The organism is Pseudotamlana agarivorans (assembly GCF_018860245.1).
Classification (GTDB): Bacteria; Bacteroidota; Bacteroidia; order Flavobacteriales; family Flavobacteriaceae; genus Pseudotamlana; species Pseudotamlana agarivorans_A.
Window position 1 is genome coordinate 178,197 of the sequence record NZ_JAHKPD010000013.1, and the last position, 15,331, is coordinate 193,527.

Consider the following 15,331-nt stretch of genomic DNA (forward strand, 5'->3'; position numbering starts at 1 on the left):
GCATATTTGTAAATAACCAAGCTAACACTAAATCTTAAAAGACTAAGTTCATGAAAAAAAAAATTACATTCATTACCATTAAAAAAGATTGGGTTTTTATATCAAAAACAGGAATTTTTTTGTTTATGGTTTTACTTCATAATTTGGCGCAAGCTCAGGTGTTTTACAATGACACTGATGCGCACTTGATTAATTCTATAGAAGGTAGTGCCACTTGGACTCAAAGTGGAAACGGAGATTTTCTATATGATAACAATGGAGTTGTTGCATCTCAAAGAGCGATGCTGTACTCACAAAACGCCTATCAATCAGAGGATGGTTTTAAATTAACTATAGAATATACTTCAGGGTCTATAGAAGATGATGAGTCAAATAATTTTTCCTTCGGATTAATTAGTGATGAAACAGATTTATCAACGTATTCAGCATTTAATCCGTTTAAAACAGAAACGTCTGTTTACAGTGTTGGGGTTAATTTGACAACCGATGGTGATGCCACAGCAAGAGGTATGAATTTTACTAACGCTTCAAACCGTATCACTTTAGATCAATCGGGATCCAGAGCGCAATTTGATGCAGGAAAAACGACTAAAGTAACGTTTGAAATAGGAATAGGTGGTTATTGGTCTTATCGCATTAATGATGTTTATGAAAATTCTGGAGTCCTGTTAGAAGGTTTTGATTTGAGTAAGAATTTTCATGTCGTTGTTTATGGTCAAGACGATAATGGTGGTGAAAAGTCTATTCAGTCCATTCAATTAGAAAAAAGATATGCTGCTGGAGAACGAGCTACTCATATTAGAGGAACTTGGAATTCAGAAATTCATGTGAGTTTATTGGATGACAGGATAAAAAACCTTAAAACTTTAGACCGTTTAGGTGTGAGCTTTACAAACGGAGCTGTTTTATCGGCGGAACATAAAGTGCCGCATAAATTATTTGATATGCTAGCTGGCGGAGATGCCGTAGCACCTGCTTGGGGAGATTTAAATTCAGATTCTCCAGATCACGATAATCTGATTGAAGATATTATGAAAATTAAAGAGGCTGGGTTTAATGTGAAGGCCTATACAAATTCTGAAAATTTTGTTGGTCCAAATGCAGATTACCTTCAGCCTTTCGTGGATAGTTGGATGGCATATTGCGATAACGACCCAGAAGTACAAGCATTTATTAACAGTCAACCTTACCATACGGGTATATGGAATAGTACGACTCAGCAATACGAAGATGCTACAGCTACTTATCCATTGAGAAAGTATATGTTTTGTTACGCAGAGTTCTTTCTAAAAGATTATGCCCTGCGCTATGGTGAACATTTTGATTCTTGGATTTTTGATGACGGAGGCACCATGGAGCAAATGGGCGATAATGCAACAAGTGGGGTAATAGAAGAACAAAGAATATATCAAGCTTATGCGAATGCTGTACATGCAGGAAACCCAGATATTCCAATTGCTTTTAATAATAGTAGAAGTACCGTAAATTATGATTCTTACCCTTTTGCTCATGCTGTTAGGTTTGAAGATTTCACCTTCGGACACGCTTTTGGTGGGAATAACAATCATGCCGAAAAAGTAACAGGAAACCAATTTAATAGTAACTATAAACATGTAACGCGCATGACACTAACCAATGGGTATGTGCATGATGGTGGAAATTGGACTTGGGATGATAAAATTGTTGGTAATTTTCATTCTAAATTATCAACAACAGCCTGGAAATATGGCGCTACACAAGCTTGGGAACAAGACGATTTTAACCAATGGAACTTAGAGGCCGTTCAAGCAGGTGGATCCATGACCTGGGGTGGGTCTTTTAACCGAGCAGAAACTTCAATTTATGATTGGGTTTATGTACTACTAGAAGGGTTGGATAATTACCTTATGGCTAATGAAAATCCAGGGCCACCAAATTGGTCTCGTGCTTATACACTTTTACCTCCAGCTTATATTGGACAGGCTTATCAGCATACCTTAATTGAAGGTGAAGATTTTTGGGATCCAGAAGGTGACGCTATTAGTGCCGTATTACCAATTACAAATGCACCATCATGGTTAACTATTACAGAAGACGCTTCAAATCCTGGACATTGGATATTGAGTGGTGTACCGGATGAAGCTTCAGAAACTTTACATCAATTTGAATTACAAGCTACAGATGCTAATAGTGAAAGCGGCGTGAGATCTGTTGAATTACAAGTAAATAAAGCAAATACTTCTTTGACAGACCCAGGTGATGGTACGCCAGTTTGGGTATCAGATGTAATAGATGTTGAGCTGCCTAAATTCGAGCAATTAGCATACACTTTAACACGTGGTGTAGAGTTTGAAGATTTTGATGGAGATGCACTTACTATTAGTATATTGAGTGGTGCCTCTTGGGTAACATTACAAGAAACGGCTCCAAATGTTTGGAATTTAGATGGGGTTACTGAATGTTCTGGATTGAATGAAATAGTATTAGAATTAAGCGATGGTATAAATAAAATAGAGACTACGGTGGCCATTAATGTGGTAGCCCCTCAATTTCTAGGAATGGAAATGAATACCATTCAAGGAGCATCTTGGAATCTTGAAGATGATGGTCTAGGTAATGAAACTTATAATTTTAGTAGCCCTAGACAATATTACCGTAGAGCAGTATTGTATTCTACTGATGCTTTTCAATCTGATGAAGGTTTTGAGTTAAAAGTAAATTATGATACAGGAATTTTAACTAATAGCGGTGCCCATAATTTTTCATTCGGCCTTGTTAGTGCAGATACAGATTTAGCGAATTATCAAGGTTTAGATCCAGTAGGGTATACTGGTTTAAATCCTTTTGCTAATGATACAAGTGTTTATAGCCTTGGCGTGAATTTAACTTTAAATCTAGGTGCTGGTTTTCAGGGTCTGAACTTTACAGATGGAACTGCAGTTGGTAATCTAGATGTTTCTGGAACGAATGTGCAATTTGTAGATGCTAATGTCCCTACAGAAGTGGCTATTAAGATTGGTAAAAATGGTGAGTGGAGTTATTCCATTGCTGGTATAGAGGAGGCTTCAGGTGTTATTTCCGGAGGTTTTGATTTAACAAAAAGCTATCACGTTGTTATTTTCGGACAAGATGATAATGGCGGAGGAAAAACCATTCACAGTGTTTCTTTAAATACATGTTTAGATGATGGTACTTTAGGAACAGACGATTTATCTGAAGCAACAAGCTTAGATATTTACCCTAATCCTGTATCAACAACTTTTCAGATTAGAAATCAACAAGGTTCAAAAATAGAGATCTACAATTTATTAGGTGTTTTACAACATCAAGAAGTTGTATTAAGTAATAATCATACTATAAATGCGCAAAGCTTAGTTTCAGGAATGTATCTCGTTAAGGTGATTAATGGAGATGATACCGCCGTGCGTAAAATAATAAAGCGTTAACCTTATTATTGATAAACTGAGCTAAACTTTTATAATAATGAAAATAATTAACAGGATCAAAACTAAGACATGGCATTGGGCTTATACATCAAAATTAGGCGCCTTTTTATTTATGGCTTTAATCCATAACTTGACGCAAGCTCAGGTGTTTTACACCGATACAGATGCGCATATAATTAATGCTATAGAAGGGAGTGCAACTTGGACTCAAAGTGGGAATGGGGATTTTGTATATGATAATAATGGAGCTGCCGCAACGCAAAGAGCGTTACTTTACTCGCAAAATGCATATCAATCTGCGGATGGTTTTAAATTAACCATAGAATATACTTCAGGTGCTATAGGTGATGATGAATCACATAATTTTTCCTTCGGACTAATTAGTGATGAAACAGATTTATCTAACTATTCAGGTTTTAACCCATTTAAAACGGATACGTCGGTTTACAGTGTTGGAGTTAATTTGACCACAGATGGAGATGCAACAGCCAGAGGACTCAATTTTACTAATGCTACCCAACGTATTACATTAGATCAATCAGGAACTAGAACACAATTTGGTGCAGGAGAAACAACTAAGGTTTTTATTGAGATTGGTGAAGGTGGTTTTTGGTCTTATTACATTAATGATGTTTATGAAGCATCAGGAGCTTTAGCCGAAGGTATTGATTTAAGTAAAAGCTATCATGTAGTTGTGTATGGTCAAGATGATAATGGGCTTGGAAAGTCAATTCAATCAATAAAATTAGAGAAACAATATGCACCAGGAGAACGTGCTGCTGATAAGCGTGGTAATTGGTCTGCGAATGTATCGTATGTTTCAGACCCAGACAAAGTGCTTAGAACTGTGGATTTATCGGGCCCAACTGGATATAATTCTGGAGCTACACAATCTCCACTTCATTATGTTCAACATAAGTTACTTGAAAAATTAGCCCTAGAAGGCGCAGATGGAAATGCCGCCCCAATTGATTTAATTACACCGCCTTGGGGGGATTTTAATTCTGATACACCAGATAACAACTTTTACCTTGATGATATTATGGCAATTAAAGCTAAAGGTTATAAGGTTTTAGGGTATACCAATTGTAAAAATATGATGGGGGTTAGTGGGGCAGACTATGACGAGATAGTAAGTCGTTGGAAAGCATGGTGTGATAACGATCCTGAAGCACAAGCATTTATTAATAGTCAACCTTATCATACAGGAATTTGGAATAGAACGACCCAGCAGTATGAAGATGCAACAGCTACATTTCCAGAGAGGAAGTATATGTTTTGTTATGCAGAATTTGTTATAAAGGACTTTTCAATTAGATATAACAAACACATGAGCTCTTATCAGTTTGATGCAGCATCAACAGTAGCCTCAATTGGAGGTGATAATGCTACAAGTGGACTGATAGAAGAACAAAGAATTTATCAAGCTTTTTCGAATGCAGCACGAGCAGGAAATCCAGACCTTGCCGTTTGTTACAATATTGGTCGAGGTTCTGTGAATTTTAATAGTTTTCCTTTTGCTCCAGCCGTAAGGTTTGAAGATTATACCTTTGGACATGCCTACGGCGGAAATACAGATCATGGTAATAAGGCAAATGGTGCATTTGATAGAAATTACAACCATATTCTTCGTATGATGGATACCAATGGTTATGTACATGAAGGTGGTGCTTGGACTTGGGATGATAAAATTGTAGGTAATTTTCATTCTAAATTATCCACAACAGCATGGGGAACTGGACCAAACCCCGCTTGGGAAACAGATGATTTAATACAGTGGACTTCAGAAGCACTTAACGCCGGAGGTTCTATGGTTTGGTCAGGTTCATTTAATGCTGTAGAAGGAGATAATATCATGTACAGAGACTGGGCATGGGAACAATTAAAAGCCATAGATGACTATTTAGCGGCGCATCAATACCCAAACAATCCAAACTGGGCAAAAGCATATACAGTATTGCCACCTGCATATATTGGGCAATCATACTACCATAAGCTTATAGAGGAAGTAGATTTTTGGGATCCAGAAGGGGATGATATTAGTGCCATATTGCCTATTTCAAATGCACCATCGTGGTTAACGATTACAGAAGATTCTGCAAATCCTGGTCATTGGATTTTGAGTGGTATACCTGATGAGTCTTCAGAGACTTTGCATAATTTTGAACTAGAAGCCGTTGATGCTAATAATTTTAGCGGTGTTCGTGCTGTTGAATTACAAGTTAATAAAGTTAATAGCGCCTTGACAGACCCAGGTGATGGTACGCCAGTGTGGATCTCAGATTTAATAGCAATCGATATTTTTAAATTTGAAGAATTAGATTACAGGTTAAATCGCGGATTAGTTTTTGAAGATTTCGATGGAGACAACCTTACTGTTGAGATCGTAGGTGATGCAACATGGGTAACAATAGAAGCATTATCTCCAAATGTTTGGAATTTAGGCGGGACTCCAGAATGTCTTGGTTTATATGAAATAGAATTGGCGTTAAGCGATGGTACTAATACGACCTATACCACAGTGGCTATAAATGTTGTAGAGCCTCAATTTCCTAATATGAGTATGAACTCTATTGTTGGATCAGTTTGGGATTATTCAGATGATGGTCAAGGTTCAACAATGTACACTTTTAATAGTGGTAATAGGCAATTTTGGCGTAGAGCAATACTTTATTCTAACGAATCATTTCAATCAGATGATGGTTTTGAGCTAAAAGTAAATTATGATACAGGTATTCTAACTCAAAGTGGTGCTCATAACTTGTCATTCGGACTAATAAGCGCAGATACAGATATGGAGAATTATCAATCGGGAGCAGGTAATGTGACTCTAAATCCATTTGGTAATGATACAAGCGTGTATAGTTTTGGAGTAAATTTAACTTTAAGTTTAGGCGCTACTTTTCAAGGACTTAATTTTACAAATGAAAGCACAGTAACTAACCTAGATGTTTCAGGAACTAATGTGCAATTTGTTGATGGCAATGTCCCTACAGAAGTGATTCTTAAAATAGGGGAAAACGGTGAGTGGAGTTATTCCATTGCCGGTATAGAAGAAGCTTCAGGTGTCATTTCCGGAGGCTTTGATCTTACAAAAAAATATCATGTTGTTGTTTATGGACAAGATGATGATGGTGGAGGAAAAACCATTCACAGTGTTTCTTTAAATACGTGTTTAGATGATGGTACTTTAGGAACAGACGATTTATCTGAAGCAACAAGCTTAGATATTTACCCTAATCCTGTATCAACAACTTTTCAGATTAGAAATCAACAAGGTTCAAAAATAGAGATTTACAACTTATTAGGTGTTTTACAACATCAAGAAGATGTATTAATTAATAATCATGCAATAAATGTGCAAAGCTTAGTTTCGGGAATGTATCTCGTTAAAGTGATTAATGGAGATGATATCGCTGTTCGCAAAATAATAAAGCGTTAGCCTTATTATTGGGTTAACTGAGCTGATTTTTTTAATCTATACATTAAATTCATGAAACTATAAGCCTATTTAATCCTATTAAATGGGCTTTGGATTTATAAGGATTATAAGAAGATGTACGTAGTGTTAATTGCCTAGTGTATACTTTAAGATGCGTTTGTTGTATGTAATAAGCTCATTTAAAAGAGAAAATTTGAAAACTGAACAAATATTAAAACGTTAGTGATGAAAAGAAAAATTTGGTTTTGCATCTTACTATTGTTTCATTTTAATAATGGAATAATGGCACAAGGTGAATCATTTAAAAAAAATAAACCCAACGTTGTTATTGTCATCACCGACGATCAAGGTATGGGCGATTTGTCTTGTATGGGGAACCCATATATTAAAACTCCAACACTTGATAAGTTTTACCAAAATGCGGTACGATTCACTAATTACCACGTGTCAACAACATGTGCGCCTAGTCGTGGGGCCTTAATGTCTGGAAGACATTCCAATCGTGTTAATGTGTTTCATACCATAACGGGGCGTTCGTTACTTTTTGAAGATGAAGTGATCCTTCCGCAGGTATTAGCTCAAAATGGTTACACAAATGGCATGTTTGGAAAATGGCATTTGGGAGATAATTACCCGTTTCGTCCTGAAGATCGAGGTTTTCATGAAGTCGTTCGCCATGGAGGTGGGGGTATTACGCAAGGGCCAGATTTCTGGTGGAATGATTATTTTGATGATACGTTTTGGCATAACGGAAAAACAGAAGCCTACAAAGGTTACTGTACCGATGTTTTCTTTTCTGAAGCGATGCATTTTATCGAAGCTAATAAGGATAATCCTTTTTTCTGTTACATATCTACGAACGCCCCTCATGCTCCACTTAATCTGCCTCAAGAATATTTTGATATTTATAAGGGAATCGATGCTATAAATGAAAATGCGCAGCGTTTTTATGGGATGATCACTAATATTGATGACAATTTTAAATTGCTTCAAAAGAAATTAGACGATTTAAATCTAACCGACAATACCATTTTAATTTTTACTACCGATAATGGTTCTGCGTGGGGGCGTCAAGTTTACAACGCAGGTTTAAAAGGTGGAAAAGGAAGTGTGTATGACGGCGGGCATCGTGTGCCACTTTTTATTCGTTGGCCCAACGGAAAACTTACGGGTGGTAAAGATATTGATGCCCTAGTGGCACATTACGATTTGCTTCCCACTTTTGTAGATTTATTCGGATTAGATTTTAATCCAGAAAAATCATTAGACGGGAAAAGTTTAAAACCCCTGCTTAATGAAGCCAATCCGCAATGGGAAAACCGCATACTGTATATGGATACCCAACGTAAACAAAATCTTTTAAAATACAGAACCTATACGGTTATGGATGATAACTGGCGCTTGGTTAATGGCAATGAATTGTACAATATCACAACAGATCTAGGGCAAACAAATAATGTGTTTGATAAAAACCCAGAAGTGGCCCAGCGATTATCTGAAGGTTATGAAGTGTGGTGGCAATCTATTAGGTCTGAAGGGCCAAACGAAAGGTATGGTTATATAAAAGTAGGTTCACCTAAGGAGAATCCGAGTCGAATATCAGCACACGATATGTTTACAGGAAAACATAATGGGGCATGGCACCAAGATGGTGCTTCAAAAGGCGTTCAGGCCAGTGGGCGTTGGAAAATAGAATTCGTAGAAGATGGTGAATATACCATTTCATTGCGCCGATTCCCTAGAGAAAGCGGTTTGGCTATAAATGCCACTTTTCCAGGGCAAGAAAAAAGGGTAGAAATGCATAAAGTTCTTGTAGGTAGTGAGAAAGCCGATTTTGATAATGCCTATTTGTATGTGGCGAATATTGAGAAGGAGTTAAAAATTAAACCAGGGCAAGCTGAGGTGACTTTTAAAGGCAACATACCTGCAGGAAAGTACGATATGGAAGCGCAATTAGTCGATAAAGACGGGCGTGTGCATCCTGCCTATTATGTCTATATAGAGAAATTATAATAATATTTATGAATAATAAAATGATACCAAAACGTTCAAAACTTTTTTTAATGCTCAGTTTATTTTTAACGGCATTTACAGTTTTAACATCATGTGCTTCTAAAGAAACCCCGAAAAAGCCCATAACCATTGAATCACTTTTAAATGAAATGATTGATCGTGAAGCAATAGCACGTTTTCCAAAAAACGATTTTCGATTAAAACAGGAGAGTAGCTATAATAGGGCTTCTACAAGTCCGAAAGATACGATAGGTTGGTTTACTAATAAGGATTTTAACACCAAAGATGACCATCATAATTTTATACGAATTGAAGAAAATGAAGGCGTAAAAGAATGGGTTTTGATGGATCATGAAGGAGCGGGAGCAATTGTTCGTACCTGGATGCCATTTCGAAGTACAAAAAGACCTGAGACGAACAGTATCATTAAAATTTATTTGGATGGAGCCACATCGCCTACTTTAGAAGGGAATATGCTTAATCTTTTAAATGGAACAGGGCTTTTTCCTTTTCCTTTAGCACATAAATCGTTGCGTTCGGCAGTGTCATTTTTTCCAATACCTTATGCGAAAAGTTGTAAGGTAACTGTCACCGAACGTCCGTTTTTTTATCAGTTTACTTACAGAGAATATGATGAAGGAACGGCTATAAAAACATTCACTATTGAAGATTTTTATAAGGCAGAAGATCAAATTAAACAGGTTTGTGAAACCTTACAATCCCCAAAAAATAAAACAGAAGGCGACCTCGTAAAACTAAATGAAACCTTGGAAGCAGGAAGGGAAACGGCTGTTGTATTACCTCAAGGTACTTCATCAATTCAAAACCTTTCGTTAAAACTAGACAGTTATACAGACACGACAGTTACGCGTTCTGTAGTTCTTAAAATGGAATTTGATGGGCAGCAAACAGTTTGGTGCCCAATTGGCGATTTTTTTGGCTCAGGAATTGGTTTACACCCTTTTCAAGGCTGGTATCGTACCGTAGCAGAAGATGGCACCATGTCTAGTCGTTGGGTCATGCCCTACCAAGAATCGGCAAAAATATCGATACTTAATCTAGGAGATCAACCCGTGCATTTTAATTTAGAAGCGCGTGTAGGCGATTGGAAGTGGGATGAAAATAGTATGTATTTTAATGCGGCATGGCGGGGCCAAAATCCGGTGCCAACACGTCCTTTTTCAGATTGGAATTATGTCACTATAAAAGGCCGTGGAGTTTATGTTGGAGATGCACTCACTATCATGAATCCTGTTGAAAAATGGTGGGGAGAAGGTGATGAAAGAATCTGGGTAGATGGAGAAGATTTTCCATCTATTTTTGGAACAGGAACAGAGGATTATTATGGGTATTCGTGGGGTGGTATGAGCACCGATTTTTATGAGCACCCGTTTCATGCGCAACCTCGTAGCCACAAGTACAATAAGTTAAACAGAAAAACTAAAATTGGAGAACGAAATACAAAAGGTTATAGTACTGAAACACGAACCCGGGCTTTAGATGGTATGCCATTTGAAAGTTCACTTCAGTTAGATATGGAAGTTTGGAGCGGTACAGACTGTGAGATGTCTTATGGTGTTGGGGTGTATTGGTATGGTGATGCGACAACCAAGTCAAATAGAACGCCAGATCCAGAGGGAGTAATGACTAATTTTTAGTTAAGGTAATTGTGAAAGGTATGTTAGGTGTTTATTAAAATAACCTGCAAACATGATGATAAGCATACGATAAATCCATAAGGTAAGATCCTAAAGCTAAAGGTAAATATCATTGGTACACAACACGTGAGTTGAGACATACCGATATTAAGGAAAACGAAAATGCTGGAAAAAATGATCTACTAGATGCGGTGATAGAATAGTAAGCCAATACTTTAAAGTTGAATTAGTGAATCTAGGTTTACAGAGTAATTGTAAGCTTTAATCGATAAATATTTAAACATATGAAACCATACGTAAAACTCATTTGTATATGCTTAGTTACTCTGCTGTTTATAGCGGCAAAGGGCGATAAGACCATTAAAGAATCGTCTTTTTCAAAATCATTGGTTCCAGGGAAATTTATTCTTGAAGCTGAAGATGGCTGGTGGAATTGGGGTATGGCACCTATTTACGATAAAAAAGGAAAGTTGCATGTATTTATGTCGACTATCCCTTATAAAGGACGTTGGGTTACAGATAGTAAAATTGTGCATTTTACAGCAGATCGCCCGGAGGGACCTTATACTTTTGTAGATACCACATTTTCTAGAAATACAGCAAGTTATCATAATCCGCAAGTTTCAAAAGTAGGAGATACTTATGTACTAGTTTACCTTGTAAAAGAAAAGGGAACACCTCGAATTGCGCAACAAATAGGCATTGCTACAACAAAATCATTAGATGAACCGTGGGTTGAAAGTCCGTACAATCCTATTATTAAAGCTTCAGGAAAAATGGATGGCGCTAATATCATTCACGCTTCAAATCCTACGTTTTTAGTTGATGAAGATGGTAAATACAGAATATATTACAAATCGGTTACAGATAAACAAAAGCCTAAACAATTTAGAGAAATGTCTCTAGCCATGAGTGATGCCATTGAAGGTCCTTATCAAAACTACGAAGCCAATCCTTTAATAAGTTATGCCGATCAAGGCCGTGATATTGAAGACCCTTATGCGTTTTATTATAAAGGCATGTATTATATGATTGTTGAAGATCGTATGGATATTAAAGGATTGCTTGAAGGAAACCCAACACCGATTAATAAATTAAAAATGGGAGGCAACAGACCTGGTTTAATTTATAAGTCTAAGGACGGGATAAATTGGGGGAGACCAGAAATAGGGTACAACACCAATACACATTACTTTAATAGAGCATTAGCGCGTAGTGAACGACCAAGTATATTATGGAAAGATGGTAAGCCGGAATATCTTTTTTTAGCTTGCCATGATAAAGATCCTACAGCGGGATATTTTTTAAAGATTGAAGGTTGGAATAACTAATAAAAATAATAAAAATATGAATAAAAATATAAAGGGTTTTAAGCGGGGATTAATGGTGGCTAGCGCACTTGGAGTGTTGTGTATAGGCTGTAAAAACGAAACCAGCATAGCAACCGATAATGCAGCAATTGACTATGTTACTGAAACCGTAGGAGATGTTGATTTCGGAAAAACTAAAATGTCTGATTATACCCCTGAAATTAGGGAGAATATGAAGGCATTGTACCATGATAAATTTGGATTATTTGTTCATTTTGGACCCTATGCCCAACTTGGAGGAGAATGGCAGGGAGAACCAGGGGCTGCCGAGTGGATCATGAGACGTAGTTTTATACCCGTTGCCGAGTATGAAAAAGAAGCCGCTGGAAAATTTAAACCAGAAAAATTCAATGCTAAAGAGTGGGTTGATATTGCTGAAAATGCAGGTATGAAATTTATTGTTCTTACAGCAAAACATCATGATGGTTTCGCCATGTATAAATCTAAGCATCCTTATAACCTGTTTGATTTCTCAGGTTTTAATCGTGATATTTTAAGGGAATTAGCCGAAGAATGTAAAAAACGAGGCATGAAATTGGGTTTTTACTATTCTCAAGATCAAGATTGGCATGAAAAAGGCGGGGCAGGCAACGATTGGGATTTTGGCAGTGTGATCAAGCCTGAAGCCGAATTTGATGCTTATTTCAGAGAAAAAGCTGTGATGCAAATTAAAGAGTTAACTTCAGAATATGGCGATATTTTCATGGTTTGGTTCGATACACCCTTCCAAATTACAGATGAGCAAAGCCAAATGATGATGGATGCCGTTAAGGAAAATCAACCGGGCGCCTTGGTGAATGCACGACTAGGAAATGGTTACGGGCATTTTGATGTATCGATTGATAATGGTACGACGCCTAGTGTGAGCAAGGCCACATGGTTATCCGATTTAAAAGTGCCATGGCAAACCCATGAGTCGGTTACAAAAAATGGTTGGGGCTACACCAAACGTGGTGCAGAATTAGACCGCTCTGAAGATTACTCAGATTTCATTTATAGCCTTTGTAGAATTATAGGAAATGGAGGCGTTTACCTTTTAAATGTAGGTCCGCGACCTGATGGAACTATTCCAGAAACGCAGGTAAATAGTCTAACCGCGATTGGAGATTGGCTAAAAGTGAATGGTGAAGCCATTTATGGCGCCGATCCTAGTCCGCTAAAATTCCCACCGTATGCTATTACAAGTAAACCAGGTAAAGTATATTTACATGTTCAAGATTTTGATAAGAATCAGGTAGCGTTAGATGGGCTTTTATCGAAAGTAACTAAGGCCTATATTTTAGCTGATACCTCAAAACAAGCTTTGGTCTTTAATCAAGAAAAAGCACATCTTAGTGTTACAGTGCCTAATGATTTAGTACAACCGCGAGTAACTGTGGTGGTATTAGAAATTGAAGATGAGCAAGCTAAAGTTATCGATGAAACCATTCAGCAAAAAACAGATGGAAGTATACATTTACCAGTTTCGAAATGTGAATTTTCTATAAGACGCATAAGCTATGATTATGATAAAAAAGTAACACACCGTTGGGGTGAAAACACAAAACAAGGGTTGATATGGACAGTAAACGTGAAACAACCAGGAAGCTTTAAAGTGATTAGTGAGGATTCTGGAAATGATGGCCTTATTTATAACTTGAGTAATTCTAAAGACACTTTAATGCTTAATGCAAAAGGTACGATAGGAAAATTAACTAAGAAGGAACAGGAAGGTCATATTACGATTGATGAGCCTGGCGTTCATAAATTCACGGTTTACCCAAAAGTACCGGCTTCAAAAGCTACAAAAGGAAGTTATAAATTTAAAGGCTTAGAACTTATACCCGTTAAAAATTAAAAGAATAAAAAATGCTTAATATGAAAATAATGAAAAAAATAATCACTTTAGTACTGCTAAGTGTCTGCTGTTTTAATGGTTTGGCACAATCGAAATCATTAAAAAATTCACGTCCTAATATTATATTGGTCATGACAGACGACCAAGGGATGGGCGATTTGGCCTGTATGGGAAACAAAGTTTTAAAAACACCACATATTGATGCTTTTTATAATGATTCTATGCGTTTTACAGATTTTCAGGTAAGTCCAACATGTGCGCCAACTCGTGCCGCTTTAATGAGTGGTCGCCGCCCTTTTGAAGTCGGTGTAACGCACACGATCCTGCAACGCGAACGTATGGCTTTAGATGTTTTTACGATGCCCCAAGCTTTGCAATCGGCAGGTTATAAAACAGGGCTCTTTGGTAAGTGGCACTTAGGTGATGAAGAAGAATATTTACCAACCAGTCGTGGTTTCGATGAGGTACTTATGCATGGTGCTGGGGGAATAGGTCAAACCCGATATGGTGATTTCCCTCCTAATGAAGAGAATTTATATTTTGATAATATCTTGCTTCATAATGATAAAATCGTACAAACAAAAGGTTTTTGTACCGATGTGTTTTTTGATGCTGCAGAAGCTTGGATCAAAAAACAAGAAGACTCTGAGCAACCATATTTCGCCTATGTCGCTTTAAATGCACCACATGCCCCATTAGTAGCTCCAGAAAAATACAAAAAGCGCTTTTTAGATTTAGGTTATGATAAGGGTACCGCAGGGCGCTATGGTATGATCGAGAATATTGACGATAATTTTGGTGAGATGATGAAAAAGCTAGAAGCTTGGGGAGCTTTGGATAATACACTTGTTATTTTTATGACCGACAATGGCGCAACACACTTAAAAGGATCTTTAAATGGTGAAAAAATAACACATTTTAATGCTAATTTAAGAGGAAGTAAAAACTCGCCTTTTGAAGGTGGAACACATGTACCTGCATTTTGGTATTGGAAAGGGAAATTAGGAACAGGGGTTGATATTAATGCTTTAACATCGCATATTGATATGTATCAAACTTTTTGTGAAATGGCAGGCGTAAAATTACCTAAAAAGATGCAAGATTTAAGTGGACGTTCTTTAGTACCACTTTTGGAAAATCCTAAAGCCAAATGGGAGGATAGAGAATTGTTTGTGCACTGCGGTCGATGGGCAGCAGGGAAACGCGAAGAAGCAAAATTCCAAAAAGCGGCTATTCGAACTGAAGTATGGCGTTTCGATAATAATAATCAATTGTTTAATATCCCTAACGATCCATCGGAAAAGCGTGATGTATCTGCCCAGCATCCTGAGGTTATTGCACAGTTAAGAACAGCCTATGATGCTTGGTGGGAAGGTGTTAAGCCATTAATGGTGAATGAAGGTTTACCAAAAGTTGAACCAAAAGATCAGCCGCTAGCCAAACGTTATTACAAGCAGTTAAAGGCATCGGGTATTCCAGAATGGGCACCAGAAAAAACGGAATAAGAAAACCGAACGTTTAGTGCTTTTACACACCATATAAAAACAAAACCCTATAATCGCAAGCTTATAGGGTTTTTTAGAATT

Annotated in this window: 7 protein-coding genes; all 7 read left to right on the forward strand. The window is 37.2% G+C overall.

Annotated features, from left to right (window positions below):
* Nucleotides 1-50 precede the first annotated feature (50 nt).
* Entirely contained in the window at nt 51-3,425 is a 3,375-nt protein-coding gene (locus KO493_RS09460; RefSeq protein ID WP_216067714.1) for a T9SS type A sorting domain-containing protein, read from the forward strand.
* 37 nt (nt 3,426-3,462) lie between these two features.
* Nucleotides 3,463-6,867 carry a T9SS type A sorting domain-containing protein gene (locus KO493_RS09465; protein ID WP_216067715.1) on the forward strand — a complete coding sequence of 1,135 codons (3,405 nt, stop codon included), beginning with the start codon at nt 3,463-3,465 and terminating at the stop codon, nt 6,865-6,867.
* A 225-nt stretch (nt 6,868-7,092) separates the two neighbouring features.
* Nucleotides 7,093-8,880 (forward strand): arylsulfatase, encoded by a 1,788-nt coding sequence (locus KO493_RS09470; RefSeq protein WP_216067716.1) that lies wholly within the window; start codon nt 7,093-7,095, stop codon nt 8,878-8,880.
* A gap of 50 nt (nt 8,881-8,930) precedes the next feature.
* Entirely contained in the window at nt 8,931-10,538 is a 1,608-nt protein-coding gene (locus KO493_RS09475; RefSeq protein WP_216067717.1) for a glycoside hydrolase family 172 protein, read from the forward strand.
* A gap of 284 nt (nt 10,539-10,822) precedes the next feature.
* Complete coding sequence (locus KO493_RS09480) at nt 10,823-11,869, forward strand: glycoside hydrolase family protein (RefSeq protein ID WP_216067718.1); 1,047 nt, start codon at nt 10,823-10,825, stop codon at nt 11,867-11,869.
* Nucleotides 11,870-11,885: 16 nt separating this feature from the next.
* A complete protein-coding gene (locus KO493_RS09485; protein ID WP_216067719.1) occupies nt 11,886-13,745 on the forward strand; it encodes an alpha-L-fucosidase in 1,860 nt (619 codons plus the stop codon).
* A 29-nt stretch (nt 13,746-13,774) separates the two neighbouring features.
* A complete protein-coding gene (locus tag KO493_RS09490) occupies nt 13,775-15,250 on the forward strand; it encodes an arylsulfatase (RefSeq protein WP_216067720.1) in 1,476 nt (491 codons plus the stop codon).
* Nucleotides 15,251-15,331 lie beyond the last annotated feature (81 nt).

Coding starts and splice junctions, on each gene's coding strand:
- KO493_RS09460 (WP_216067714.1), top strand. CDS start 51: ATGAAAAAAAAAATTACATTCATTACCATTAAAAAAGATTGGGTTTTT.
- KO493_RS09465 (WP_216067715.1), top strand. CDS start 3,463: ATGAAAATAATTAACAGGATCAAAACTAAGACATGGCATTGGGCTTAT.
- KO493_RS09470 (WP_216067716.1), top strand. CDS start 7,093: ATGAAAAGAAAAATTTGGTTTTGCATCTTACTATTGTTTCATTTTAAT.
- KO493_RS09475 (WP_216067717.1), top strand. CDS start 8,931: ATGCTCAGTTTATTTTTAACGGCATTTACAGTTTTAACATCATGTGCT.
- KO493_RS09480 (WP_216067718.1), top strand. CDS start 10,823: ATGAAACCATACGTAAAACTCATTTGTATATGCTTAGTTACTCTGCTG.
- KO493_RS09485 (WP_216067719.1), top strand. CDS start 11,886: ATGAATAAAAATATAAAGGGTTTTAAGCGGGGATTAATGGTGGCTAGC.
- KO493_RS09490 (WP_216067720.1), top strand. CDS start 13,775: ATGAAAAAAATAATCACTTTAGTACTGCTAAGTGTCTGCTGTTTTAAT.